Origin of the sequence: Belnapia rosea (genome assembly GCF_900101615.1) — a bacterium.
Taxonomy (GTDB): domain Bacteria; phylum Pseudomonadota; class Alphaproteobacteria; order Acetobacterales; family Acetobacteraceae; genus Belnapia; species Belnapia rosea.
In genome coordinates this window covers 15816-41470 of sequence record NZ_FMZX01000001.1, presented here as the reverse complement: position 1 = coordinate 41470, position 25655 = coordinate 15816, and the positions used below count along the sequence as shown (strand labels likewise).

General features: G+C 70.5%; 26 protein-coding genes. 11 read left to right on the top strand and 15 right to left on the bottom strand.

Features of this window, described 5'->3' with window-relative positions; all coding sequences use genetic code 11:
- Positions 1 to 2: 2 nt before the first annotated feature.
- Genes BLR02_RS00210 through BLR02_RS00200 form a run of 3 tightly spaced genes read right to left on the bottom strand, consistent with a single transcriptional unit; the run spans position 3 to position 3555 of the window.
- Entirely contained in the window at positions 3 to 1247 is a 1245-nt protein-coding gene (locus BLR02_RS00210) for a M20/M25/M40 family metallo-hydrolase (protein ID WP_090659348.1), read from the bottom strand.
- Positions 1244 to 2509, bottom strand: coding sequence for a flavin monoamine oxidase family protein (locus tag BLR02_RS00205; protein WP_176849307.1), 1266 nt, complete (start codon positions 2507 to 2509; stop codon positions 1244 to 1246). Before BLR02_RS00205 ends, BLR02_RS00210 begins: the two co-directional genes overlap by 4 nt.
- A complete protein-coding gene (locus BLR02_RS00200) occupies positions 2509 to 3555 on the bottom strand; it encodes an MBL fold metallo-hydrolase (RefSeq protein ID WP_090659342.1) in 1047 nt (348 codons plus the stop codon). Before BLR02_RS00200 ends, BLR02_RS00205 begins: the two co-directional genes overlap by 1 nt.
- Before the next feature lie 108 nt (positions 3556 to 3663).
- Between BLR02_RS00200 and BLR02_RS00195 the strand changes: the two genes are divergently transcribed.
- Positions 3664 to 3918 carry a hypothetical protein gene (locus BLR02_RS00195; protein ID WP_218127829.1) on the top strand — a complete coding sequence of 85 codons (255 nt, stop codon included), beginning with the start codon at positions 3664 to 3666 and terminating at the stop codon, positions 3916 to 3918.
- 10 nt (positions 3919 to 3928) lie between these two features.
- Here the strand turns inward: BLR02_RS00195 and BLR02_RS00190 are convergent, their stop codons facing one another.
- Positions 3929 to 4825, bottom strand: a complete 897-nt coding sequence (locus tag BLR02_RS00190) for a hydroxymethylglutaryl-CoA lyase (protein WP_090659339.1) — start codon at positions 4823 to 4825, stop codon at positions 3929 to 3931.
- Positions 4822 to 6009, bottom strand: coding sequence for a CaiB/BaiF CoA transferase family protein (locus tag BLR02_RS00185; RefSeq protein WP_090659336.1), 1188 nt, complete (start codon positions 6007 to 6009; stop codon positions 4822 to 4824). The genes BLR02_RS00190 and BLR02_RS00185 overlap by 4 nt, the downstream gene beginning before the upstream one ends.
- Positions 6010 to 6283: 274 nt before the next feature.
- On the opposite strand from BLR02_RS00185, the gene BLR02_RS00180 reads away from it, so the two are divergent.
- Both BLR02_RS00180 and BLR02_RS00175 read left to right on the top strand, forming a co-directional pair.
- Positions 6284 to 6475 carry a hypothetical protein gene (locus tag BLR02_RS00180; RefSeq protein WP_090560385.1) on the top strand — a complete coding sequence of 64 codons (192 nt, stop codon included), beginning with the start codon at positions 6284 to 6286 and terminating at the stop codon, positions 6473 to 6475.
- On the top strand, positions 6472 to 7866 hold the full coding sequence (locus BLR02_RS00175; protein ID WP_090659332.1) for an amidase: 1395 nt from the start codon (positions 6472 to 6474) through the stop codon (positions 7864 to 7866). The genes BLR02_RS00180 and BLR02_RS00175 overlap by 4 nt, the downstream gene beginning before the upstream one ends.
- Here BLR02_RS00175 and BLR02_RS00170 read toward each other — a convergent pair.
- Positions 7863 to 8657: an SDR family NAD(P)-dependent oxidoreductase gene (locus BLR02_RS00170; protein ID WP_090659329.1), complete on the bottom strand. Its 795-nt coding sequence runs from the start codon at positions 8655 to 8657 to the stop codon at positions 7863 to 7865. The two genes, BLR02_RS00175 and BLR02_RS00170, sit on opposite strands and share 4 nt — an antisense overlap.
- Before the next feature lie 302 nt (positions 8658 to 8959).
- Between BLR02_RS00170 and BLR02_RS28350 the strand changes: the two genes are divergently transcribed.
- From BLR02_RS28350 to BLR02_RS00150, 5 genes are read left to right on the top strand one after another with little or no spacing between them, the layout of a single operon-like run.
- Positions 8960 to 9262: a hypothetical protein gene (locus BLR02_RS28350; protein WP_245704560.1), complete on the top strand. Its 303-nt coding sequence runs from the start codon at positions 8960 to 8962 to the stop codon at positions 9260 to 9262.
- Complete coding sequence (locus tag BLR02_RS00165; protein WP_176849305.1) at positions 9259 to 10071, top strand: ABC transporter permease; 813 nt, start codon at positions 9259 to 9261, stop codon at positions 10069 to 10071. The genes BLR02_RS28350 and BLR02_RS00165 overlap by 4 nt, the downstream gene beginning before the upstream one ends.
- A 3-nt stretch (positions 10072 to 10074) precedes the next feature.
- Entirely contained in the window at positions 10075 to 10722 is a 648-nt protein-coding gene (locus BLR02_RS00160) for an ABC transporter ATP-binding protein (RefSeq protein ID WP_090659323.1), read from the top strand.
- Positions 10679 to 11884, top strand: a complete 1206-nt coding sequence (locus BLR02_RS00155) for a hypothetical protein (protein WP_090560380.1) — start codon at positions 10679 to 10681, stop codon at positions 11882 to 11884. Before BLR02_RS00160 ends, BLR02_RS00155 begins: the two co-directional genes overlap by 44 nt.
- Positions 11874 to 13658: a polysaccharide biosynthesis/export family protein gene (locus BLR02_RS00150; protein ID WP_090659319.1), complete on the top strand. Its 1785-nt coding sequence runs from the start codon at positions 11874 to 11876 to the stop codon at positions 13656 to 13658. Before BLR02_RS00155 ends, BLR02_RS00150 begins: the two co-directional genes overlap by 11 nt.
- Positions 13659 to 13719: 61 nt before the next feature.
- Here BLR02_RS00150 and BLR02_RS00145 read toward each other — a convergent pair whose 3' ends face one another.
- Together BLR02_RS00145 and BLR02_RS29195 are read right to left on the bottom strand one after the other, a co-directional pair.
- On the bottom strand, positions 13720 to 15951 hold the full coding sequence (locus BLR02_RS00145; RefSeq protein ID WP_090659316.1) for a glycosyltransferase family 4 protein: 2232 nt from the start codon (positions 15949 to 15951) through the stop codon (positions 13720 to 13722).
- Positions 15952 to 16037: 86 nt separating this feature from the next.
- Positions 16038 to 16178: a hypothetical protein gene (locus BLR02_RS29195; protein WP_176849304.1), complete on the bottom strand. Its 141-nt coding sequence runs from the start codon at positions 16176 to 16178 to the stop codon at positions 16038 to 16040.
- A 187-nt stretch (positions 16179 to 16365) separates the two neighbouring features.
- On the opposite strand from BLR02_RS29195, the gene BLR02_RS00140 reads away from it, so the two are divergent.
- Together BLR02_RS00140 and BLR02_RS00135 are read left to right on the top strand one after the other, a co-directional pair.
- A complete protein-coding gene (locus tag BLR02_RS00140; protein ID WP_090659313.1) occupies positions 16366 to 17748 on the top strand; it encodes a glycosyltransferase family 4 protein in 1383 nt (460 codons plus the stop codon).
- A 155-nt stretch (positions 17749 to 17903) separates the two neighbouring features.
- Complete coding sequence (locus BLR02_RS00135; RefSeq protein WP_090560376.1) at positions 17904 to 18353, top strand: response regulator; 450 nt, start codon at positions 17904 to 17906, stop codon at positions 18351 to 18353.
- 42 nt (positions 18354 to 18395) lie between these two features.
- On the opposite strand, the gene BLR02_RS00130 is transcribed toward BLR02_RS00135, so the two are convergent.
- Positions 18396 to 19565 carry an E22 family MetX-like putative esterase gene (locus BLR02_RS00130; protein ID WP_090659310.1) on the bottom strand — a complete coding sequence of 390 codons (1170 nt, stop codon included), beginning with the start codon at positions 19563 to 19565 and terminating at the stop codon, positions 18396 to 18398.
- Positions 19566 to 19747: 182 nt separating this feature from the next.
- Here BLR02_RS00130 and BLR02_RS00125 point away from each other — a divergent pair, with 182 nt between their 5' ends.
- Complete coding sequence (locus BLR02_RS00125) at positions 19748 to 21865, top strand: sodium-translocating pyrophosphatase (RefSeq protein WP_090560374.1); 2118 nt, start codon at positions 19748 to 19750, stop codon at positions 21863 to 21865.
- Between the two features lie 42 nt (positions 21866 to 21907).
- On the opposite strand, the gene BLR02_RS00120 is transcribed toward BLR02_RS00125, so the two are convergent.
- The 6 genes from BLR02_RS00120 to rpoD form a co-directional block, all read right to left on the bottom strand.
- The gene (locus tag BLR02_RS00120) at positions 21908 to 22126 is read right to left on the bottom strand and encodes a hypothetical protein (RefSeq protein WP_176849302.1); all 219 of its coding nucleotides are present in this window, start codon (positions 22124 to 22126) and stop codon (positions 21908 to 21910) included.
- A 133-nt stretch (positions 22127 to 22259) separates the two neighbouring features.
- Positions 22260 to 22430 carry a hypothetical protein gene (locus BLR02_RS29190; protein WP_176849301.1) on the bottom strand — a complete coding sequence of 57 codons (171 nt, stop codon included), beginning with the start codon at positions 22428 to 22430 and terminating at the stop codon, positions 22260 to 22262.
- A 44-nt stretch (positions 22431 to 22474) separates the two neighbouring features.
- Entirely contained in the window at positions 22475 to 22687 is a 213-nt protein-coding gene (locus BLR02_RS00115) for a hypothetical protein (protein ID WP_090560373.1), read from the bottom strand.
- 53 nt (positions 22688 to 22740) lie between these two features.
- A complete protein-coding gene (locus tag BLR02_RS00110; RefSeq protein WP_043337870.1) occupies positions 22741 to 22947 on the bottom strand; it encodes a cold-shock protein in 207 nt (68 codons plus the stop codon).
- 176 nt (positions 22948 to 23123) lie between these two features.
- Positions 23124 to 23639, bottom strand: coding sequence for a GNAT family N-acetyltransferase (locus tag BLR02_RS00105; RefSeq protein ID WP_090661432.1), 516 nt, complete (start codon positions 23637 to 23639; stop codon positions 23124 to 23126).
- Between the two features lie 59 nt (positions 23640 to 23698).
- Positions 23699 to 25624, bottom strand: a complete 1926-nt coding sequence (gene rpoD, locus BLR02_RS00100) for an RNA polymerase sigma factor RpoD (RefSeq protein ID WP_090560372.1) — start codon at positions 25622 to 25624, stop codon at positions 23699 to 23701.
- Between the last annotated feature and the right edge of the window lie 31 nt (positions 25625 to 25655).

Below are 25655 nucleotides of genomic sequence, written 5' to 3'. Positions count from 1 at the left end.
GCTCACGCGGCGAGGAAGTCGAGCGCGGTCAGCGCATGGACGCGGGCCACCTGCACCAGCTCCTCCACCAGCACGTATTCGTCGGCGCCGCCCATGTTGTGCGGCGTCGGGCCATAGACGATGGTCGGCAGCCCCGCCATGCGGAACCAGCGCGCATCCGATCCGCCGACGCGCATGTTGACGGCGCAGGGCGCGCCCAGCACCTCCGCGGCCGCCGCGGCGGCCCGCCGCACCAGCTCATGGCCGGGGTCCGTATGGTTCGGCTCGAAGCGCCGCAGCACCCGCCAGGCGATACCCTCGCGCCCGTCCAGCGCCGCGGCGAGCGCCGCCTCGACCGTGGCGCAGCCGACGCCGACCGGCAGGCGGATATCGGCGCCGGCCCGGGCGCTGGCGGGGACGAGGTTGGTCGAGGTCCCGCCCTCGATGCGGCCGATATTGACAGTGACGCTGCCCAGCACCTCCGCCTCGCCCGCGCCGGAGAGCGGCTCCGAGACGGGCCGGGCCGCGGCGATGGCGGCGGTCACGGCGGGCGGCGCCTCCGGCCGCAGCGCGCGCAGCCCGCGCACCGCATCCAGCGCCGCGCAGAGCCGGTCGAGCGCATTCACGCCGAGATGCACATGCGCCCCATGACTGGCGCGCCCCTCCGCCTCGATCTCGATCCAGAGGAAGCCCTTCTCGCCGAAGCGCAGCACGCGCGGGCTGCCGGCATCGCCGATGATGACGGCATCGCCCGTGGCATGCGGCAGGCTGTCCATCAGCCATTTCGTACCCAGCGGCCCCATGGATTCCTCGTCGCCGGCCAGCGTCAGCACCGCCTCGCCGCGCCAGAGACCTGGATGCGCGCCCAGCAGGGCCAGCGCCGCGATGGACGCCGCGATGCCGCCCTTCATATCGGCCGTGCCGCGCCCGTAGAGCCGCCCCTCGCGCATCTCGCCGCCGAGCGGCGGCACCGTCCAGGGCAGCGCCTCGTTCACCGGATAGGTGTCGAGATGGCCGTTGAAGACGAGGCGGCGGCCCGGCGCATGGCCCCGCACCCGGGCGACGAGGTTGGTCACCAGATCCGAGGTCGGATGCAGCGTGACCTCGGCCGAGGGCACCGCCTCGCGGATCAGCCCGGCGGCGGCCTCGGCCACGGCGCGGGTGTCGCCGGGCGGGTTGGGGGATGGGATGGCGACCAGGGCCCGGGTCAGGGCGATGACGCGGTCCTCGCAGGCGGCGGCCTGTTTGGCGAATGCGGTACGGCTCATCCGGGAAGCGTAGCGGATAAAGCCTCGGCTGCCGCCATGCCGCTCGCCCAGGCGCCGCCCACCGTGCCGGCATAGCGGGTATGGCAGGCCTCCCCGGCGAAGCGGATGCGGCCATCGGCGAGGCGCGCCCCGGCCAGCACCGCCCGCGCCCCGGCCGCGCCGACCAGGGCATAGGTATAGGCGCCCTGGAACAGCGGGTTCTCGCCCCAATCCGTGGCGACGGCCGGGTGCGGGAAGGCCCGCGCCACCGCGGCGGCGCCGAAATACCGGGCGAGGTCGGCGCGGGCGAAGGCCTCCGCCGCCGCCGGCCCCTCGCGGGCCAGCGCCCAGGCCGCCTCGCCGCCGAGGAAGCCGACCGCATGGTCCCGGCCGAAGGGCGCGACCAGCCAGGACATCGGGTGGTCCCCCGCTCCCTCGAGCCGCCGCCCCAGCCGGGCGAAGGGCCCGAGGCCGAGCCCTTCTCCGCCCCGAAGGGCGATCTTCGACAGCAGGGCGAGCGGCAGGCCGGCGATGGCCGCCTCCACCTCCGCCGGCAGGCCGGGCTCGAAGCGGAGGCCGCCCGCCGCCAGCACGCCGGTCGAGACGGTGACGATGCAGCCGCGGGCGCGCAGCGTGCCGCCCGGCCCCTCCAACGTGATCGCGCCATCGGCCCGGATGCGATGCACCGGCGCGCCGAGGCGGACCGGCAGCCCCTCCGCCAGCCGCGCGACCAGCGTGCCGTACCCCTCGGCGATCTGCGGCGTCTCGCCATCGAGGCCGGTATCGATGTAGTCGCGCAGGCTGTTCTTCCAGGGCTCCACGCCGCAGATGGTGGTGCCGAGCCAGTGGGAGGCCGTGGCGTCCCAGTACCCGCCATGCGGCACCGCCTCGGCGATGGAGACATCGGGGCCGCCCTGCGCCGCGCGGGCCTCGGCAGCCTCCTCCCAGGCATCGCAGGCCGCGTCATGCGCCGCCTTCTCGGCGGGCGTCGCGTGGCGGTCGCCGATGAGGAGGATCTCGCGCCGCCGCCGCTCGCCCTCGCGCAGGGTGAAGCCGAGGCGGCGGGCGACCGGCGTCAGCGGGTTGTGCTCGGCGACATGCAGCCAGGAGGCGCCATGGTCGAAAGGCGCGCCGAGGCTGGCGCTCTCGGTATAGGCCCGGCCGCCGACGCGCATGCCGGCCTCCAGCACCAGGCAGCTGCGGCCGAGCGCCGCCAGCCGCGTCGCCGCGCCAAGACCGGCGGCGCCGGCGCCGACCACGGCGATATCGATGTCGAAGGGCATCAGACGATCCTGAAGCGGCATACCTCTCCAGGCTCGACGCGCAGCCGGCCCTGGCGTTCCAGCCGGCGGAGATGGGCCAGCGTCTCGCCCACGGTGAAGCCGATCTGCCCCATCTCCTGCGCCGCGCGGGGGAAGAGGATCTGCGCCGCCTCATAGGCGGTCAGCGGCTCGCGGCATCCCTCGGCCAGCGTGTCCAGCCGCTCCGCATGATGGGCGGCCAGCATGTCGAGGCGGCGGTGCAGCGTGCGGAAGGGCTCGCCATGGCTCGGCAGCACCAGCGTATCCTCCGGCAGGCTGCGGAAGCGGTCGTTGCTGGCGAGGAAGTCGCCGAGCGGGTCGGCCTCCGGCTCGCCCGGATGCAGGCCGATATAGGGCGAGATGCGCGGCAGGATCTGGTCCGCCGAGATCAGCACCCCGCGCTCCGCGCTGTAGAGCGTCGCCATGTCGGGCGCATGGCCGGCCCCGGTCGTCACCCGCCACTCGCCGCCGCCGATGGTCACGGCACGCCCATCCTTCAGCGCATGGAAGCTGCGCGGCAGCTCGCCCACCGCGCGCTGGTAGAGTGCCCCGCGGCCCTCGACGAAGGTGAGGAATTCGGGCGGGCAGCCGGCCTGGGCATAATGCTCGATCTGCTGCGCCATCATGTCCGGGCCGCTGTCGTACCAGAGGGCGCGGGCCATCAGCCATTCGATGCGGGTCATCATCGGCAGGATGCCGAAGCGCTCGCAGAGCCAGCCGGCGAGGCCGATATGGTCCGGGTGGAAATGGGTGACGAGCAGTGCCGTCAGCGGCCTGCCGCCGAGCGCCGGCTGGGCCAGCACCTCGTCCCAATGCGCGCGGGTGGTACGGCTGGCGATGGCGGTGTCGATGGCGAGCCAGCCGCCCTGGTGCTCGAGGAACCAGATATTCACATGGCCCGGGGCGAAGGGCAGCGGCATGCGGGCTCGCAGCAGGCCGGGCTGGATGGTCCGCACCTCGCCGGGCGGCGGCGCCTCGGGCGCCAGCGGCGCCGGGACGTAGGGCGGGGGGTTCGTCTGATCCGGCATCCTGCTCCTCCGTCGGAGGGAAAGGATAGGTCCCTACCGACCGGCTTGTCGATGCGGCCGCCACGCGCCGCTTGCATGGGGGCTGCGCGCGGCCGCTATCCTGACCTGGTGACGACAAGGGGAGTGCGGCGGATGACGTCGGAGACCTTCATCCTGCTCAGCGGCAGCCTGACCTTCGGCGTGCCGATCGTCCTCGCCATCCGGGAGCTGCGCGGGCTGCGGCGCGGCGGCGGCGGGCACAGCGAGCCGGCGGCGCCTCGCCCGGCGCCCCGGCCACGGGGCGGCAGCGGCCGGCCCCTGCCCGACTGCCTGATCCCGAAGCCGCGGCCGGCACGGCCCCCGCGGGTGCGGGAGCTGGCCTAGCTCCTCCGGCTCAGGCAGCCCTGCGCGCGGCGGGCACGCGCCGCATGGCGCCGCCCGGCACCGCGCCGGGGATGGCGGCCGCCATGTCGGCCGCCACCAGCAGCCGGTCCCAGGCCACGCCCGTCTCGACGCCCATCCGGCCGAACATCCAGGCGACATCCTCCATCGCCACATTCCCGGTCGCCCCCGGCGCGAAGGGGCAGCCGCCAATGCCGCCCGAGGCCGCATCGAAGACCCGGACGCCCGCCTCATAGGCGGCGATGACATTCGCCACGCCCATCCCGTAGGTGTCATGCCCGTGGAAGGCGAAGCGCCGGCCCCAGGCCTCGATGGCACGGCTGAAGATGCGCCGCACCTGGTCCGGCGCCGCGTTGCCGGTGGTGTCGCAGATCGCGATCTCCATCTCCGGGTCGAGCGCCACCACCTGCTCCACCAGGTCGAGCGCCGCCTGCTCCGGCACCACCCCCTCGAAGGGGCAGTGGAAGGCACAGGAGAGGTTGAAGCGGATCGGCGTGCCCTGCGGCGCCTCGCGCACGATGGCGGCGAGATCGGCCAGGCTCTCCGCCCGGCTGCGGTTCAGGTTCGCCTTGTTGTGGCTCTCGGTGACCGACATGAAGAGGCCGAGCCGATCGGCCCCGGCCGCCATCGCCGCCTCGAAGCCCCGCCGGTTCGGCACCAGCACGGTGCATTCCAGCCCCTCGAGCTGCTTGGCGAATTGCAGCACGGCACCGGTATCGGCCATCTGCGGGATGGCCCGGGGTGAGACGAAGCTGCCCACCTCCATCCGCCGCAGCCCGGCCTCGTAGCAGGCCTTCACCAGGGCGATCTTGGTCTCGGTCGGCACGAAGGTGCCGATGGATTGCAGCCCGTCCCGTGGAGCAACCTCCGACAGCGCGATCCCGGTCATCCCTCACCCTCCTTCAACAATTCCTCGAAGACATGCCGGTTGTGCGCCCCGGCGGCGGGGCCCGTCCAGCGCACCATGTCGCGCGGCGCGACGCCGTCGAAGCGGAAGGGCGCCGCCGGGTGCAGCACGCGGCCGAGCAGCGGGTCCTCGACCGGCATCACCATATCACGCGCCCGGAAATGCGGGTCCTCGGCGCAGTCCCGCATGTCGTAGAGGCGGGAGCAGGGCACCTCGGCCCGTTCCAGCACCGCCTCGGCCTCGGCCGCCGGCAGGGTGCGCGTCCAGTCGGCGATCATCGCATCCAGCTCGGCGACATGCTCGCAGCGCAGCCCGTTGGTGGCGAAGCGCGGGTCGGCCGCGGCCTCGGGCCGGCCGATCGCCGCCATCAGCCGGCGGAAGATAAGGTCCGAATTGCCGGCGATGCAGAGCCACTTCCCATCGGCGCAAGGGTAGGTGTTGGTCGGCGCCGCCGTCTTGATCGCGGCGCCCTGCGGCTGCCGCACCCAACCGAACAGCCCGTATTCCGGCAGCATCCCCTCCATCAGCGAGAAGACGCTGCTGACGAGGTCCACGTCGATGACGCGGCCGCGCGCCTCGGGGTTGCCCTTCACCTGCCAACAGGCGGAGACCAGCCCCATCGCCGCATACATCCCGGCCAGGTCGTCGCTGATGGAGACGCCGCAGCGCGGTGGCGGCAGGTCCGCCTGGCCGGGATTGGCGGTGAGGTGGCGAAGCCCGCCCATCGCCTCGCCGATCGCCCCGAAGGCCGGCTTGTCCCGATAGGGCCCGTCCTGCCCGTAGCCGCTGATGCGGGCGATGATGAGGCGCGGATTGACCGCATGCAGCGCGTCGGGGCCGAGCCCATAGCGCTCGAGCTGGCCGGGGCGGAAATTCTCGACCAGCCCATCCGCCCGCCGCACCAGCTGGCGGAGCCTGTCCTTGTCCGCCTCCTTCTTCAGGTCGAGCGTGACCGAGAGCTTGTTGCGGCCGTGCACGCTGAACCAGACGGCATGGCCCTCGACGGTCGAGCCCCAGCCGCGCACGGGGTCGCCCTCCGGCGGCTCCACCTTGATGACCTCGGCCCCGAGATCGGCCAGCAGGCGCGTGGCGAAGGGCGCCGCGATGTAATGCCCGAGCTCGACGATGCGGAGCCCGGCGAGCGGCAGGCCTTGTGGCGACGGCATGGTTCCTCCCCCGGCGACGCTCCTGCCTGCATAGACCGCGCCCGGCGCCGACAAAAGCCGCGATGAGGGAAACGAAATTTTCATCCCGCCTGCTCATCATGCGCCGAAGGCCAGCGATGGCCGTTTGCGCCGCAACGTCCTGCTTCCCCCCGATGACGGCAGGCGTCCTCCCCTCCCGGCGGCGCATCGACTTCGGGGGCGGCACCCGCGAGGGTTCCGCCCCCGCTTCTTTTGCGCCACCATCGCCGCAGCGCAGCATGAGGGGATGCAGGGGATGGCCGAAGACGCCGCAACCTTGGCGAAAGCCGCCGGACTCGATCGCGCCTGGCAGGACCACCGTGCCGATGTCGAGGAGGCGATCGCGCTTGCCGCCCGCTTCCGGGGCGGCTTCACCCGCCCCGCCAGCCCCGCCGCCGAGCCGATGCCGCCCTACCGCGCGCCGGTGAAGCCCGTGGTGACACCATGAGCGCGCCGCACGCCCTGCCGCTGGCCGAGGCCGCGGCGCTCATCGCCGCCCGCCGCCTCTCTCCGGTCGAGTTGCTGCAATCCTGCCTCGACCGCATCGCCGCGGTCGAGCCACGCCTGAACGCCATCATCCGCCTCGTCGCCGAGGAGGCGATGGCGGATGCGCGGGCGGCCGAGGCCGAAATCGCGCGCGGCGGCCCGCGCAGCCCGATGCACGGCATCCCGGTCGGGCTGAAGGACATCATCGACCTCGCCGGCCACCCGACCACCTGCCACTCGAAGCTGCAGATCGACCGCGTCGCCGCCGGGGATTCGCATGCCACCGCCCGCCTCCGCGCAGCAGGCGCCATCTTCCCGGCGAAGCTGGCGACGCATGAATTCGCCATCGGCGGCCCGGCCTTCGACCTGCCCTTCCCGCCCGCGCGCAACCCGTGGAACACCGCGCACCATCCCGGCGGCTCCTCCTCCGGCTCCGGCACGGCGGTCGCGGCGCGGATGCTGCCGGCCGCGCTCGGCACGGATACCGGTGGCTCGGTCCGCCACCCGGCCAGCCATTGCGGCCTGGTCGGGCTGAAGCCGACCTATGGCCTCGTCTCCCGCCGCGGCGTCTTCCCGCTCTCCTTCACCCTCGACCATGTCGGGCCGATGACGCGCACGGTGCGCGACAACGCCCTGCTGCTGAACGCCATCGCCGGCTACGACCCGGCCGATCCGGGCAGCGCCGCCCGGCCGGCGGAGGACTACACCCGCGACCTGCATCTCGGCCTCCGCGGCCTCCGCATCGGCTTCGTCCGCCACTTCCACGAGCATGACCAGCCGGCGACGCCGGAGATGGGCGCCGCGCTCGAGGCCGCCGCCAGCCTGCTCGCCGCCGAGGGGGCGAAGGTCACCACGGTGATCCTGCCCCCGCTCGGCGAGTTCGCCGGCGTCAACCGCACCATCATGCTGCCCGAGGCGACGGCCATCCACGAGGCCTGGCTGCGCGAGCGGCCCGGCGACTACGCCCATATCACCCGCCGCCGCCTGCTGCCGGGGATGTTCGTCACCGGCGCCGACTACGTCCAGGCCCAGCGCCGGCGCCGCGAACTGGTCGGTGCGGTGGAGGCGGCCTTCGCCGAGGTCGACCTGCTGCTCTGCGCCAGCTCGATGGACCCCGCCTGCCGCATCGACGACGCGGCGGAGGTGGAGCGCACCTATCCCCGCCAGGCCCGCACGCCCTTCAACGTCACCGGCCACCCGGCCATCAGCGTGATGTGCGGCATCAGCCGCGAGGCGGGCCTGCCGCTCGGGATGCAGCTCGTCGCCCCCGGCTTCCAGGAGGCCCTGCTATACCGCGCCGCCGCCGCCTATGAGCGCGCCGCCCCGTGGCGGGAGATGGCGCCGCCGATCTAGCCCTCCGGCGCGATGCGGAAGCGGAAGCGCCGGACCAGAAGGTCGGCCAGCGGCGCCGGCAGCAGGGCAAGCCCGCGCAGCGCGGCGCCGAGGGTCCAGGGCATCACCGCCCGGCCCTCGCCGCGCAGCAGGGCCCGCACCAGCCGCGCCGCGACCGCCTCCACGGGCAGCTCGAACGGGTGCCCACCCAGGAAGCGGGCCGACATGGCGCTGCGGAAGAAGCCCGGCGCCACCACCGTCACCCGCAGCCCCGCCGGCCCATGCGCCGCCCGCAGCGCCTCGCCATAGGCCCAGAGCCCCGCCTTGCTCGCCGAATAGGCCGGGCTGTCGGGCAGGCCGCAGAAGCCGGCGACCGAGCCGACAATCAGGACCGAGCCCCGCCCCCGCGCCAGCATGGCCGGCAGCACCGGCTCGATGAGATTGACCGCGCCGAGCAGGTTGACCGCGATCTGGGCACTCGCCGCGGCATGCCCTTCCGGCTGGCCGTCCGGCCCGGTGCCGCCATTGATGCCCGCATTGGCGATCACCGCCTCGATCGGCGCCGCCGCATCCCATCCGGCGAGGCAGACGGCCATCGCCGCCGCATCCCGCACATCGAGCCGGGCCGTCGCCACGCTCGCGCCCTGGCTCCGGCAATCGGCCGCCGTCGCCTCCAGCCCTGCCCCGCTGCGGGCGATCAACCCCAGCCGGCGCCCGGGTGCCGCCAGTCGCCGCGCCACCGCGGCACCAAGTCCGCGCGACGCGCCGGTGATGACGATATGGGCCAGGCTTGCCTCTCTGGCCGCGACCATTATAATGATATCATAACGAATCGATCCGGCAGGTTGTGGCACGACGGGCGGCCTCGGTCGCGTCGTCGCCGGCCATGTCTTTGGTTAAGGCTTCGTTTACGGAGCCGGCGGTAGAAGGGCGCTCACGGCAAGCCTGTCAGCGGCGATCAAGCTTGTCACTGGCTCGTGTTTTGGTAAACTTTTCGGGGGAGCCATTGATCGTGATGGATTGCACTTCTGGCGCTGATGGTTCCATGCGGTCCCGCATGGCCGGGCTTGTCCTCGCGGCGCTGGGAGCGATCTCACTCGGTGGTTGCGCCGGAATGACCACGCCCGGGGCCTCGGCGCCCGTCATGCCGGCCGCGGTTGCCGCCCAGCCGACGGACCCGGTCGTCGCCTTCGCCGCCAATGCCCAGCCGGGCAGCGAGACCATGCTGGCGCTGCCGGGCAGCGGGACGACCCGCCTCCGCCTGCTGCGCGCCTACAATGCCGCAAGCGGCCGCGAATGCCGCGAGGTGCTGGTCGGCGGCGGCACGGGCGAGCGCGCCCGCCTGGTGTGCGGCGCCGAAGGCCAGTGGGCCGAGGCGCGTCCCCTGCTGCGTGGCGGGGGGCTGCAACGGCCGTGAGCGGCGCGGTCCTGCCCGCGCGGCCCCACCGTCGCAACAGCCTGGGCAGCGTGGTCGCCTGCCAGCGCCGCGTCATCGGGGCGCTGCTGCTGCGTGAGCTCGGCACGCGCTTCGGGCGGGACAATCTCGGCTATCTCTGGCTCTTCCTCGAACCGGCGATGCTTGGCGGCGCGATCGGCGGCCTGCACTACTTCGTCGCGCATGGCATGCCGGGCGGGCTGAACCCCTTCGAATTCTGGGTGATCGCCTACATCCCCTTCTATGTCCTGCGCGGCGTGCTGAACCGCGCCCCCGTCGCCATCCCGGCCAACCAGTCGCTGCTCTACCACCGCCACGTCACCGTGCTCGACATCCTCATGGCGCGGAACCTGCTGGAAGGCGCGGCGACGCTTGGCGCCATGATCGTCTTCCTGATCTTCTTCGGCATCGTCTTCGGCCACTGGCCGACCGACCCCTTCAAGATGCTGTTCGGCATGGCGCTGATGCTGCTGCTGGCGCATGGCATCTCGCTGCTGATCTCGGCCGGCGCGATCTATACCGAGCTCTTCGACCGGCTCGTCCATCTCGTCACCTATCTGGCCCTGCCGCTCACCGGTGCCTTCTGGATGGTGTTCTGGCTGCCCTATGAGATGCAGAAGGCGGCGCTCTGGATCCCCAGCGTGCATATCTTCGAGCTCATCCGGGACGGGCATTTCGGCACCTCCGTGCCGACGCATTACGATATCGGCTATGTCCTGACCTGGATCGCCGTGCTCAACCTGCTCGGCATGGCCGCCATCCGCCGCGCCCGGCGCGACATCGTGCTCTAGGCGATGATCCGCCTCCGCAACCTGCACAAGAGCTACAAGACCCATCTCGGGCCGCGCCCGGTGCTGCGCGGCATCGATGCGGTGTTCCGCCCCGGCGAGAAGGTCGGCATCCTCGGCCGCAATGGCGCCGGCAAGACGACGCTGCTGCGCCTCATCGCCGGCGTCGAGCATCCGACCAGCGGCGCGATCGACCGGCAGATGAGCGTCTCCTGGCCGCTCGGCTTCGCCGGCGCGATGCATTACAGCATCACCGGCGCCGACAATGCCCGCTTCATCGCCCGCATCTACGACAAGCCGATTCAGGAGACGGTCGACTTCGTCGAGGATTTCTCCGAGCTCGGCGAGTATTTCCGCCTGCCGGTCCGCACCTACTCCTCCGGCATGATCATGCGGCTCGGCTTCGCCCTGTCGCTCGCGGTCGATTTCGAATGCTACCTGGTCGATGAGGTGATCGCCGTCGGCGACACCCGCTTCGGCGAACGCTGCCGCAAGGCACTCGCCGAACGCCAGGAGAGGAGCGCCCTGCTCCTCGTCTCCCACCAGGCGGAAACGGTGCGGAATTTCTGCACCACGGCCGCGGTTCTCAACGATGGTAGGCTGACCCGATATGACGATCTGGACGAGGCGATCGCCGTCTACCAAGCTGTCTGAGGCCGCGGATGCGCTGGACTCGGCCGGCTGGTCGGGGCCCGTCGCCGCCCCTTCGGCCGGCGCAAGGCTGCGGCGCTTCGCCAGGCGGCACTCCTATGCGCTGACCGTGCTCCTGCCCACCCTCCTGGCGGGTGCCTACCTGGTCGGCGTGGCCACGCCTCAATTCGACTCCGAGGCGCGCTACCTCATCCGTGGCCGCTCCGCCCCCTCCATGCCGGCGGGCGGCCTCGGCGACATCATGTCCGGCGGCGGCATCCGCCCCTCGCAGGACGATGCGATGGGCATCCGCGACTACCTCGAATCCCATGACGCCGTCGCCGCGCTGCGCCGCAAGGTGCCGCTGGTCGATATCTTCCGCCGCCCCGAGGCCGACCCCATCGCCCGGCTCTGGTGGGAGGAGCCGAATGCCGAGCGCCTGCTCGACTATTTCCGCCGCATGGTCACGGTCGAATACGACACCACCAGCGGCATCACCGCGCTCCGTGTCCGCAGCTTCCGTCCCGACGATTCCCAGTCCATCGCCCAGGCGCTGCTCGACCTCTCGGAAGGCATGGTGAACCGGCTGAACGAGCGGATGCAGCAGGACAGCCTCCGCGTTGCGCGCGAGGAGCTGACCCGCGCCGAGGCGCGGCTGACCGCCGCGCAACTCGGCATGAGCCAGTTCCGCGAGCGCGAGCGCGCGGTGGACCCGACGCGCTCCGCCGCCGTCGCGGCCGAGACCATCGGCAAGCTCGACTCCGCCCTCGCCCAGGCCCGCGCCGAGCTCGGCGAGGCGCAACGCTTCGCCCGCGGCGACACCCCGCGCATCACCCAGCTCCGCAATCGCGTCGAGGCCCTGAACGCCCAGGCCAGGGAGGAGCGCGAGCGCATCAGCATCGGCGAGGCAGGCCTCTCCCAGCAGGTCGGCGAGTATGAGCGGCTGAACCTGGAGCGGGAGCTGGCGCGCGGCCAGCTCGCCTCCGCCACCGCCTCGCTCGAGAAGGCGCGGGTCGATGCCCAGCGCCAGCAGCTTTTCCTCCTCCGCGTGGTCGAACCCAACCTCGCGGAATACGCCCGTTATCCGAAGGCGACCCTTACCGTGCTCTATCTTTTCCTGTCTCTCTCCGTCGCCTATGGCCTCGCCTGGCTGCTGATCGCCGGGATGCGTGAACATGCGGCCTGATCCCATGCGGCATGGCCTTCTCGCCGCGGCGCTGCTGCTCTCGCTGCCTGCCGCGGCACAGACCCCGCTGCAGGCCTGGCAGTCGAGCCAGCAGCAGCAATTGCTGAACCAGTCCACCGCCGGCCTCGCGGCACAGAACCGCGCCGGCATGGTGGCGCCCAGCACCGGCGTGGTGCAGACGCTGCCGAATCTCCTCCGCTCGGAACGCATCGTCTCCCGCCCCGGCGAGGTGACGGAATCGGAGGGCGGGCCGGTCGCCATCGGGCCGCTCGGCGATGGCCAGCGCGCGGCCGGCGTCACCGCCGTCTTCGGCGCCAGCCTCTTCACCCGTGAGGCGACCGCCGTCTCCGACGCGCCCAACCCGAACTACGTCATCGTCCCTGGCGACCGCGTCTCGCTCCGCGTCTGGGGCGCAGTCGAGGCGGAGGCGATGGGCGTGGTCGACCCCTCGGGCAACCTCTTCCTGCCGAATATCGGCCCGATCCGCATCGCCGGCACCCGCGCCGGCGACCTGCAGCGTGTGGTCGAGACCGAGGTGCAGAAGGTCTATACCAGCCAGGTGCAGGTCTATGCCGTGCTGCTCTCGACCCAGCGCATCGGCGTCTTCGTCACCGGCTTCGTCCGCACCCCGGGCCGCTTCGGCGGCTCGGCGGCGGATAGCGTGATCGACTTCCTGGTGCGGGCCGGCGGCGTCGATCCGGGCCGCGGCTCCTACCGCGAGATCGCCATCCAGCGCGGCGGCCGCACCGTCGCGAATGTCGACCTCTACCGCTTCCTGACGCAGGGCACCCTGCCGCAGGTCCGCCTGCAGGAGGGCGATACGCTCGTCGTCGCCCGCCAGCGGGCCGTGGTCGGCGCCGATGGGGCGGTCCGCAACAACTACCTCTTCGAGGTGCCGGGCCGGGCGATGACGGGGCGGGAGCTGATCGACTATGCCCGCCCCCTCCCCTCCGCCACCAATGCCGTGGTGCGCGGCACGCGGGGCGGCCAGCCCTTCTCCCGCTACGCGACGCTGACCGAGCTGGCCGGGCTGGCCCTGGCCGATCAGGACACCGTCACCTTCATCACCGACAGCCCGGCCCGCACCGTGCGCGTCACCGTCGAGGGCAGCCGCATCGGCCCCTCGGTGCTGGTCGCCGAGCGCGACACGCAGCTCTGCCAGCTGCTCGACCACATCGCGGTGGACCCGGTGCTCGCCGATACCCGCTCGGTCTTCCTGCTGCGCCCCTCCGTCGCGCAGCAGCAGCGCCGGGCCATCGACGAGGCGCTGGACCGGCTGGAGCGGCAGCTCTTCCTCGCCGTATCGCCGACGACCGGCGTCGCCGCCATCCGGGCGAGCGAGGCCAACCTCGTCTCCTCCTACATCCAGCGCGCACGGCGCACCCAGCCGGAAGGCCGCGTCGTCGTCTCCGACCGCGACGGCCGCTGCGCGCCGGTGCGGCTGGAGGATGGCGATGTCGTCGTCATCCCGGAGCGCTCGCAGATGGTGCTGGTCGCCGGCGAGGTCAGCGCCCCGCGGGCGGTGATCTGGCGGCCGGAGATGAGGCTGGCGGATTACGTCCGCAGCGCCGGCGGCTTCTCTGCCCGCGGCAACGAAAACTCGATCATGATCCGCCGCGCCAGCGGCGAGCTGGTGCTGGAGCCGCAGGAGGCGCCGCGGCCGGGCGATGAGCTCATCGTCCTGCCCCGGCTCGACCCGAAGGCCTTCCAGATCGGCAGCGACCTGCTCGGCCTGCTCTACCAGATCGCCGTCTCGACCCGGATCTTCCTGTAGCACCGGACCGTCGCACATCTCCCGGGCTCAGCGCCCGGGAGGCTTCAGGCCTTGTCGAGGCTCAGGCCTCGACCATCCTCGGCAGTGCCAGCCTCTCGAGATAGTCCAGCCGCGCCGCCAGGTCGTCGCGCCGGCAGGCCATCAGGCTGCGCAGGCCGATGCCCACCTGCCGGTCGGGCGTGCCGTCCCGGCCCGGCAGCATCACGCCCAGATCTGTTTCGATCTCGACCTCGACCTCCCCGCCCATGCCGAGCTCGACCTCCAGCATGCAGAAGAGCGCCTCGCCCGCCCCGGCCTCGATGCTGCGGAAGCGGCCCGGGGCCGCGCCCCGCAGCCCGGCGCGGATGCGGAAGCTCACCGGCTCCGGCGGGCCGAGCATCTCGAGATAGAGGCGCAGCCGCCCCGCCTCGCCCTGCGGCGCCAGCGGCAGGCGCAGCAGGCTCTGGCCCGGGCAGGTCCAGACGCCCCACTCCTCCAGCCGGCTCCAGCCCTCGCCGTCCCGCAGCACATCGGCGATGCCCATGGCGAGGCCCGGCTCCGGCCCCGGCAGCAGGCGCAGCGGATGCACCGTCCCGAGCTCGATCCGCAGCCGCTCGCGCGGTGCCGGCAGGCGCAGCCGCCCGGCCTCGCGCACGGCATGCCGGATATCGGCCGCCAGCGCTGCCCAGGGCCGCGGCGGCGGCGCCGCGGCGATCACCGCCTCCTGCGCAGCGCGGAAGCCGGGCTCGAAGATCAGCCGCTCCAGCTTCGCCACGAGATCGGGCTCGCTCTGCGGGATGAAATAGACCGCGCTGTCCTGCCCGGCCTCGCGCAGCGAGGAGTGGTCGGGCACCAGCGGCACCTTGCCCGCCGCCAGGCTCTCCGTCACCGGCAGGCCCCAGCCCTCGTAGAAGCTGTTGTAGAGGGTGAAGAGGCAACCCCGGTACAGCGCGCCCAGCTCGGTGTCCGGCACGCCATGCAGCAGGTGCACCTTGGCCCGCAGCGCCGCCGAGTTGCGGTGCAGCTGCAGCGCTGCCTCGGCCAGCCAGCCCTGCTTGCCGACGCAGACGAGGTCCGGCACCGCCTCCGCCCCATGCCGGCGCAGCAGGCTCAGCCAGGCATTGAAGGCCAACAGATGGTTCTTGCGGGATTCGATGGTGCCGACGAAGAGCACATAGGGCCGGCCCGAGCGCAGCATCGGCGGCAGCGCCGCGGTCCCTGCGGGCGGGTCGGCCGCGTTCAGCGGCACGGTGAAGCAGGGCAGGTCGAGCCCCGGCAGCAGGCGGTTCAGGGCGCGCCGGAAATCCGCCCGGGTGCAGTCCGAATTGGTCAGCACCGCATCGGCATGCAGGCAGACCGAGGCGAACCAGCGGGCGAACTCATCCACCAGCGCGCTCGAGCAGTGTTCCGGCACCAGCAGCGGGATGCAGTCATGGATGAAGGGGATGTAGCGCAGCCCGGAACGGGCCTGCGCCTGCCGGACCAGCCGCAGGTAATCCGGGATCCACCAGGAGGTGCCGAGATTGACGAGGCTGCAGCCCGGCGGGAAATCGAGCGGCGCCCCATCCCGCAGCGCCTCCTCCACGGCCTGCAGCGCCCCGCGCCAGGCGGCGTCCTCGATCGAGCTGCCCTCGCGCGACAGCAGGGCCAGCCGCAGGAAGAGCGCCGGCGGCACCGGCTTCCACTGCCCCGCGGCGGCACAGAAGCCAGCGATCGCCACGCCCTCGGCATCGGCCGCGTCCAGGGCCTCGCGGATGATGTTGAGCTGCACCCGCTGGATTCCGGTCGGGGCCCGGTTGTGGCGGAAGTAGTCGAGCAGATCCGAGGCATCGAAGACGACGGACCCGACGCCGGTCTGCCAGGACGCCTCCGCCGGCACCGGCAGCGGTGGCGGCTCCGCCGCCATCAGCCCGGCGCTGGCGGGCCCGGCATGCAGGGCCAGAAACTCGCCGCGCGCCGCGTCATTCGCCGGATCGAGGGTCAGCGCGCGGGCATATTCCTCGACGGCCTCCTCCTGCCGGCCAAGCAGCTTCAGCGCATGGCCGATCTGGAGGTGGATGTCGGAGTCATGGGGGCATTGGCGCTCCGCCTCGCGATAGGCGAGCAGCGCGGCATGCGGGTCTCCGGCTTCCTTCAGGCAGTGGCCGTACTGGACCCGGATGCCCCAATCCCTCGGGCGGAGGCGCAGGAAGGCGGCATAGCCCTCGGCGGCGGCGTTCCAGTCCCGGTTGTCCCGCAGGGCATCGGCACGGGCGAGCAACTCAGCCGGATCGGCCGCGGCGTCGGCATCACCGCCCCACGTCATCATATCCATCCGATGGCTCCTACCGGTCGGTCGGTTCAGCAGGCGGACAGCCGCATGCCGGACCGCGCCCGGTATCCCCTATCGGCGCCTTGCGCTCAAGCAAATGCGAGCAGCAGTATCAGAACCGGAGAAACCAGCAGCAGGATGGCGCTCGCGCGCAACAGGAGCACGGCAAAATCCACCATGCCAGCAGCGGCGATGCTCCGCAGCGGGAGGACGACTTCCGCGGCCGTCAAGTCTGCAACCCTTCCGGATGACCGTGCCACGTCAGGCTCCCGAACCATTATGGCGATAAAGCACCCCGCTTCATCGCCTTATCGAGATATCCGGGAAATATGACGGCTTTGGAAACGCTATAGCGCCTCGCATGGTTCAAATTTTTGTGCTCATGGAACACGCCATACCGCATCGGACAGTGCCAGCATGACCGCGAAGTCCCGGCCCCGCATCTTCCTCGATGGCTACAACCTCGCCCTCGGCCAGGGCACCGGGGTCGCAACCTATGCGCGCAACCTCAGCCTTGGCATCGGCGCAATCGGGGCCGAGGTGGGCGTGCTCTACGGCACCCGTGCCGCACCCTCCACCAACCCGCTGATCCGCGAGATCGCCTTCTTCGACGAGCGGGTGGGCAACCCGCCGGCATGGCTCGTCGCCCTGCGCCGGGCCAAGCGGATGCTGCGCGCGCCCTTCGGCGAGCTCGCCGTTCCGGTGCCCATCACCGGGCAGGTCATCGCCACCACCTTCCGCGACCGGCTGCCGCATTTCGATGAGATCTGGAACACCCAGGACCTGTTCCAGCAGGCCCATGCGCATTTCCGCATCTTCGGTCGGGAGCTTCGGGTGACCATCCCGGATCGCCCCCAGCTCATGCACTGGACCTATCCGCTGCCGCTCCGCGCCATCGGCGCGCGCAACATCTACACCCTGCACGACCTGGTGCCGCTGCGCCTGCCCTACACCACCCTCGACAACAAGCGCCGCTACTACCGGCTGAACCGCCGCCTCGGCCAGCGCGCCGACCATATCGTCACCGTCTCCGAGGCCTCGAAGCGGGATATCGTCTCGCTGCTCGGCGTGCCGGAGGACCGGGTGACGAACACCTACCAGGCCGTCGATATCCCCCGGAAATTCTCCGACGTGCCGATGCCGGACGTCGCCGCCGAGGTGGCCGGCAGCTTCGGCCTCCAGGCCGGCGGCTACTGGCTCTTCTTCGGCGCCATCGAGCCCAAGAAGAATGTCGGGCGGATGATCCAGGCCTTCCTCGCCAGCGGGGTCGAGGGGCCGCTCGTCATCGTCGGCAAGAAGGCCTGGAAGTCGGAGGAGGAGCTCCGGCTGATGTTCGACGACCATATCCGTTACCTGGTGCAGGAGGGGATGACGCTCCGCACCCGGCACAAGATCATCCTGCTCGACTATGCCCCCTTCCGCCTGCTGGTGAACCTCATCCGCGGCGCACGGGCGGTGCTCTTCCCCTCGCTCTATGAGGGCTTCGGCCTGCCGGCGCTCGAATCGATGCTGCTCGGCACGCCGGTGATCACCTCCAACACCGCCTCCATGCCGGAGGTAGTGGGCGATGCGGCGCTGACGATCGACCCCTACGACATCACCGCCCTCGTCCAGGCGATCCAGGCCATGGACCGCGACGAGATGCTGCGGGCCCGCCTCGCCCATGCCGGCCCGCAGCGGGCGGCGCTGTTCAGCGCCGAGCGATACGCGGCCCGGCTCGCCAGCCTCTATGAGCGGCTCGGCGTCCCAACCGCCGCGGGAGACAGGGCCGAGGCGGGTAGGCTTCGCCTGGCGGTGTGAAGCGGCTAAGTCGTGGGTCCATCACATCGCTCAGGATATCGCCCTGCTCAAGGGAACTTGAAACCGCATCGGCGATCGCTCGGCTAAACCGTCAGTAGGCGCTGCAAACGATCCTCCACCACCGGGGATGCAGGCGCCGACGAGACGAGGCGGCGATGGATCAGGCGCTGAGAACAGGCAACGGCATTCGCGTTCTGGTAGCCGAGGATGAACCCTTGGCCGCGATGGTCGTCGAGGACGTGCTCACCGAGCTCGGCTATGAGGTCCTGCTGGCCTCCGATGGGGTCGAAGCCTTGCACCTGGCCGAGCGTCACGCCTTCGACGTGCTGGTGACCGACCTCGCCATGCCCCGCATGACCGGCTGGGACCTGATTCCCCGCCTGCGCCTCCAGCGCCCCGACCTGCCCGTGGTCGTCATGACCGGCTTCCTGCCACCGAACGGGCGGGAGCTGCTGATCTCCACCCAGGGCGGACCCCTTGGCCTGGTGCTGAAACCCTTCGAGATCCGCCACCTGGTGACCGCGATCGAGAAGGTCACCGGCCAGCAGCAGGCCGAGGTCCGCCCGACCCAGAATCAGGCCGCGGCCCTGCTGTCGATGTACTGAGCAGCCCTGCGGCCCGGCGATGCCGCCGGGCCGCACAGGGCCTCATTGGGCGAGGAAAGCCCGGATCCGGTCGCCGACCGGCGCCATGGCGGCAACGCCGTTCAGATGGCCAAGCGGCCCCGCCAGCTCCGCCGTCTCCACCTGCTTGCCCGTCCCCTTCAGCGTCTCGACCATCTCCCGCACGCCCTCGGCGAGGAAGACCCGGTCGGTCGGGGCCGAGACCACCAGCCAGCGCGCCGGCCCGCCCGACAGCGCCGCGGCGAAGCTCGGATACTCGTTGAGGAAGAGCTGGTTGGCCCGGACCATGTAGAGGAAGGAATTGGCATCCGAGGTGCGCGCCCGCGCCGCCGCCGCATCGTCGAGCCAGCGCTCGATCGCGAAGCGGTCGCCGATCCGCCGGGCCGGGTCCTGCCCTTCCGGCACCCCCCGGTCATACTGCTTCGCCCAGAGCCGGTCCCGCGCATGCAGGGTGACGATCTTCCAGGCCTCCGCCAGCCCACGCAGCGGCGCCTCGCGCCCCTGGCCATAGTAATTGCCTTCGGCCCAGTTCGGGTCGAGCCGGATGGGCGCCTCCCAGACATCGAGCCAGCCCTGCATCCAGGCATCGATATCGGCCGCGATCACCGGCATGACGCGCTCGATGAAGCCGGGATAGGCCGCCGCCCATTCGATGCTCTGCAGCCCGCCATTGGAGGGCCCCGCGACCATCGCCAGCCGCTTCACGCCCAGGCTGTCGAGCAACCGCTTCTGGCTCTCGACGAAGTCACGCATCGAGACAACGGGAAAGGTCAGGGCATAGGGCCGGCCGGTATCCGGGTTGATGCTGGCAGGCCCCGTGGTGACGGTCGCCGAATCCGGTACGTTGACATTGACCAGCGTGTCGGCCGAGACGACGAAATACCTGTCGGTGTCGATCGGCTTGCCGGGGCCGATGATGGCATCCCAGTAGCCGGCCGGGCCATTCGCCGAGAGCCGGCCGAAGGCATGGCTGTTGCCGCTGAAGAAATGGCAGATGAGGATGGCGTTCGTCCCCTCCGCGTTCAGCCGGCCCATCGTCTGGTAGCCGATGCGCAGATTGCCGATCGTGGCGCCGCCGCGAGTCTGGTAGGCGCCACCCTCGAAGACCCGCTTCTCCAGCACGTCCTGCGCCATCGCCGGCCCCATCCACAGGCCAAGCGCCAAAGCCAGCGCCGGCCATCCACGCCGAATCATCCTCGTCTCCCCCAAAGCAAGCTTCGGCCCATGGTGGCGGCGCGGCTTGCGGCCGGCAAGCTCACAACCGCTGATATGGCAGCGGAATACAACAGGGATACCGTTGCGCCGCTACCGCTGCCCGCCTAGCCTTCCACACCAGCGCCCCTCGAAGGGCGCGGATAAAGGGGGGCTACCGTCTGATGACAGTGACCTTGTTGCTCGTGATCCTGTTGGGTGCGCTGTCCATCGCCTATGGCGTGGTGACGGCGCGGCAGGTGATGGCGCTCGATGCCGGCACCGCCCGCATGCAGGAGATTGCCCAGGCAATTCAGGAAGGCGCGCAGGCCTATCTGCGGCGCCAGTACACCACCATCGGCATCGTCGGCGTCGTGCTCTTCGTGATGATCATGCTCTGGCTCGGCATCGGGGTCGCGGTCGGGTTCCTCATCGGTGCGGTGCTGTCGGGGCTGGCCGGCTTCATCGGCATGAACGTCTCCGTGCGGGCCAATGTCCGCACCGCCCAGGCCTCCAGCACATCGCTGGCGGCCGGGCTCGATGTCGCCTTCAAGTCGGGTGCCATCACCGGCATGCTGGTCGCGGGCCTCGCCCTGCTCGGCGTCGCCGTCTACTTCTTCATCCTGGTCGTGCTCGTCGGCCATGCGCCGAACAGCCGCCCGGTGATTGACGCGCTCGTCGCGCTCGGCTTCGGTGCCTCCCTCATCTCCATCTTCGCCCGCCTCGGCGGCGGCATCTTCACCAAGGGCGCCGATGTCGGCGGCGACATGGTCGGCAAGGTCGAGGCCGGCATCCCGGAGGACGACCCCCGCAACCCCGCCACCATCGCCGACAATGTGGGCGACAATGTCGGCGACTGTGCCGGCATGGCGGCCGACCTGTTCGAGACCTATGCGGTCACCATGGTGGCGACGATGGTGCTCGCCGCCATCGCCTTCCCGGCCGATACGCTCGCGCTCGGCATGCTCTACCCGCTGGCCATCGGCGCGGTCTGCGTCGTCACCTCCATCGCCGGCACCTACTTCGTCAAGCTGCCGGCCAACAACTCGATCATGGGGGCGATGTACCGGGGCTTCATCGTCACCGGCATCCTCTCCCTCGTGGCGCTGCTGCCGCTGACCTACCTGATCTTCGGCACGGGCACGCTGACCGTCGCCGGGGCGAGTTTCACCGCCTTCTCGCTCTTCCTCTGCGGCCTGGTGGGCCTCGCCGTCACCGGCCTCATCATCGTGGTGACGGAGTACTACACCGGCACCGACTACCGCCCGGTCAAGGCCATCGCCGAAAGCTCCGTCACCGGCCACGGCACCAACGTCATCCGCGGCCTCGCCGTCAGCATGGAGAGCACGGCGATCCCGGCGCTCATCATCATCGCCGGCGTGCTGTTTAGCTACAACCTGGCGGGCCTCTACGGCATCGCCATCGCGGTGACGACGATGCTGGCGCTGGCCGGCATGGTGGTGGCCCTCGATGCCTTCGGCCCGGTGACCGACAATGCCGGCGGCATCGCCGAGATGGCCGGCCTGCCGAAGGAGATCCGCGTGACGACGGATGCGCTGGACGCCGTCGGCAACACCACCAAGGCGGTCACCAAGGGCTATGCGATCGGCTCCGCCGGCCTCGGCGCCCTGGTGCTCTTCGCCGCCTATACCCAGGACCTCGCCTATTTCTCGGCGAATGCGGACACATTCCCCTACTTCGCCGGGATCGGCACGCTGACCTTCAGCCTGACCAGCCCCTATGTGGTGATGGGCCTGCTCTTCGGCGGGGCGCTGCCCTTCCTCTTCGGCGGCATGGCGATGACGGCGGTCGGCCGCGCCGCCATGTCGGTGGTCGAGGAGGTGCGCCGCCAGTTCAAGGAGAAGCCGGGCATCATGGCGGGGACGGAGCGGCCCGATTACGGCCGCGCCGTCGACATCCTCACCAAGGCGGCGATCAAGGAGATGATCATCCCCTCGCTGCTGCCGGTGCTCTCGCCGCTGGTCTGCTATTTCGGCGTCCAGGCGATCGCCGGGAAGGCGGCGGGCTTCGAGGCGCTGGGCGCCATGCTGCTCGGCGTCATCGTCACCGGCTTCTTCGTCGCCGTCTCGATGACGACCGGTGGCGGCGCCTGGGACAATGCGAAGAAATACATCGAGGAAGGCCATCATGGCGGCAAGGGCTCGGACGCCCACAAGGCCGCGGTGACCGGCGATACCGTGGGCGACCCCTACAAGGACACCGCCGGCCCGGCGGTGAACCCGATGATCAAGATCACCAACATCGTGGCACTTCTGCTGCTGGCGATCCTCGCCCACAGCTGAAACGGAAAGGGCCGGCGGATCGCTCCGCCGGCCCTGGCTGATCTACCGTCCGGCCCGGGCCAGCGAGAGGATCGCCCGCTGCGGCTTGCCGGACGCTTCCGCGATCCGCCTGTCCTGCGTCTCGATCTCGGTCCGCGCCGGGTCGTCGCCATCGAGGCCGCCCAGCAATTCGGTCGGCACCTTGCGGTTGGAGGCACGGCTGCCATCCGCATAGGCAACATCGAACAACACGTATTTTCCATCATCGCGGCGCTTGGCCATGATCCGCTCCTCATGCCGCTGCAGCGGCTTCCAGGACACGACCATCCTGCGTCGGAACGCCGATCAAGCCCTGGCCTGGTGATGTGACGCGCGGTTCACGCCTCCGGTCGTTCCAACCTCCGGCGCCCGCGCCCTACTTGTCCTGCTCTGCAGGCTCATCCTCGGGCGGCAGGCCCTGGGCCTCCCGCTCCGACTTGCGGCGTGCGACGGCTTCCTCGCGCTCGCGCTGCTTGGCTTCCTGCTTCGCCTGCTTGCCGCGATTCACCTCGGCCCGCTGCTGGCCGTAATTCGGTCTGCGCGCCATCGGCGACTCCTGGGGATATAGCCCGGCCACGGCCGGGATTGGAATTAGCTGAAGACGGAGGGCGGACCCCCGCGCAGCTGGCTTTCCAGCACCACGCGCTCATGCCCGTCCTGCTGATGCTTCACCCGATATTCCCGATCATTCGCCGGGCCGGGGAGCTGCCGCACCACGGTGTAGAGGCCGCGGGGCACGTTGCCGTCGAAACGGCCGGCAATAAATTCGACGTTTTGGCCGATGGTATAGAGATGCGTCGCCATGCTGGCCTCCTTCCATCGCAAAAAAGAGGCGGGCCGAAGCCCGCCCCAGTCGCTCAGTCGAGCTTCAGGTTGCAAGCGGAGAGCTTGCCCTGCTGGCCGCGCTGCACATCGAAGCTGAGGCGCTGGCCGTCCTGCAGGCCCTGGAGGCCGGAGCGCTGGACATCGGAGATGTGGACGAAAACGTCAGCGGTGCCGTCCTCGGGCTGGATGAAGCCGTAGCCCTTGGTCGCGTTGAACCACTTAACAGTGCCGGTAGACATGCGGGGAATCCCATCATGCAAGGGTGCCGCCCCACGCCATCGCGGGACGGGCCAATCTGCCTTTGAGGGACGGAAACCAGGCTCGGCACCCCGAAGGGAGCAAACGAAACAGGCCGAACCAGACGGGTTGACGCCTAAGATATGGCCCTATCCCGCCGCCAATGCAATGGGCAGGCTCAGCCGATCCGCAGGCGCGACGGGATGGGCAGGCCGAGATGCAGCGGCACGTTCCAGACCTCCCGCACCGTCCGCAACCGGGTGAAGCCGGTGGCGAGGTAGTTGGGCAGCGCCCGGGGGTGGTCCGCCGTGCAGGTATTCACCGTGAGCGCCCGCGTGCCCTGTTCCCAGGCCTCGGCCACCGCCTGGCCGAGGAAGGCGCGGCCAAGCCCGGCGCCGATGGCATGCGGCATCAGCCCGAAATAGGAGAGGTTCACCAGCGGCCGGTTGCGCCGGTCGAGCTCGTAGAAACCCGCCGGCTCGCCATCCTTGTAGAGCACATGGATGGTGACCCCCGGGTCGGCCAGCACCCGGCCGAGCTCGGCATCGGTCAGGGTCCGCCGCAGCCACCACACATAGTCATGGCCGACCGTGTCATAGAGATAGCGGTAGAAGCCGATGGTGCAGCGCCGCGCCTCCGTCACCTTCACCCCCGGCGGCAGCGCCGGGGGCGGATCGGCGGGGCGCCGGTCCATCCGCAGGAAGGTGACATCGACGGCGACAGCCGCCGTCCGCTCCGCCGCGATGCTCACGGCTAGTTATCGAGGAAGCTGCGAAGCTTCCGCGACCGGCTCGGGTGCTTCAGCTTCCGGAGCGCCTTCGCCTCGATCTGCCGGATGCGCTCGCGTGTCACGTTGAACTGCTGGCCGACCTCTTCCAGCGTGTGGTCGGTGTTCATGCCGATGCCGAAGCGCATGCGCAGTACGCGCTCCTCGCGGGGCGTCAGGCTGCTCAGCACCCGCGTCGTCGCCTCACGCAGGTTGGACTGGATGGCGGCATCCAGCGGGATGATCGCCGCCTTGTCCTCGATGAAGTCGCCGAGATGGCTGTCCTCCTCGTCGCCGATCGGCGTCTCGAGGCTGATCGGCTCCTTGGCGATCTTCAGCACCTTCCGCACCTTCTCGAGCGGCATGCCGAGCTTCTCCGCCAGCTCCTCCGGCGTCGGCTCCCGGCCGATCTCGTGCAGCATCTGCCGCGAGGTCCGTACCAGCTTGTTGATCGTCTCGATCATATGGACCGGGATGCGGATCGTCCGCGCCTGGTCGGCGATCGAGCGGGTGATGGCCTGCCGGATCCACCAGGTGGCATAGGTGCTGAACTTGTAGCCGCGGCGGTACTCGAACTTATCGACCGCCTTCATCAGCCCGATATTCCCCTCCTGGATCAGGTCGAGGAATTGCAGGCCGCGATTGGTGTATTTCTTGGCGATGGAGATCACCAGGCGCAGGTTGGCCTCGATCATCTCCTTCTTCGCCTGGGTCATGTCCCGCTCGCCGCGCGAGACGGTGGCATAGACCCGGCGGAATTCCGCGATGGGCAGGTTGGTGTCGTTGGCGATGGCGCCCATCTGCGCGCGCACCGCCTCCACATCGTCCCGCGAGCGGAGGATGAAGGCCTTCCAGGGCTTGCCCGAGAGCTTGGCCAGCCGGTCGAACCAGGCAGGGTCGAGCTCCGAGCCGCGCCAGTTCTGCAGGAATTCCTCCCGCTTCACCTTGGCGCTCTCGGCCAGCCGCAGCACCTGGCCCTCGAGGCTGGTGAGCTTGCGGTTGATGGTCTTCAGCTGCTCGACCAGTTCCTCGATCCGGTTGTTGTGCAGGTGCACCTTCTGCACCAGCGCCACCAGCTCCTGCCGGGTCTTCTCATAGGTCTTCTCGGAGCGGCTCTGCAGCTCCTCGCCCGCCGTATAGGCCTCCATGCGCTTCAGCTGCAGCTTCTGCAGCCTGGCATAGCCCTGCTCGATCGCCTCGAAGGCGGCCAGCGCCTCCGGCTTGAGCTTCTCCTCGAGGGCGGAAAGCGACAGGCCGAGCCCCTCACCCTCCTCGCCTTCCTCGAATTCCTCATCCGGGTCGGGCGGTGCCGCGCCTTCCGGGCTGTCGGCGGCCGCGGTCGCCTCGAGGTCGATCACGTCGCGCAGCAGCATGCGCCCGCCGCGGACGGCGTCGTGCCAGGCGATGATGGCCTTGAAGGTCTGCGGGCTCTCGCAAAGCCCGCCGATCATCATGTCGCGCCCGGCCTCGATGCGCTTGGCGATCGCGATCTCGCCCTCGCGGGACAGCAGCTCGACGCTGCCCATCTCGCGCAGGTACATCCGGACGGGGTCGTCGGTACGGCCGAGGCTTTCCTCGTCGACGTTGCCGCCGCCCTCCTCGTCCTCCTTCTCCTCCTTGTCCTCGGTGGCAGGCTTGGCGACGGCGCTGGCCTCGCCATCCTCGCTCTCCTCGGACTCCACCACATTGATGCCGATCTCGCTCAGCATCGCCATGGTGTCCTCGATCATCTCCGAGGAGACCTGATCGGAGGGCAGCGCGGCATTCAACTCGTCATAGGTGACGTAACCGCGCTCCTTGCCGCGGGCGATCAGCTTCTTGACCGCGGCCGTCATGGTGTCGAGCAGCACGCCCTCCACCACCTCGTCGCGCGTCTCGACCGTATCCGTACCACCTGCGGCCTTGCTCGCCATGCCTGCGCTCCATGCCTGCGACGGGCGACCC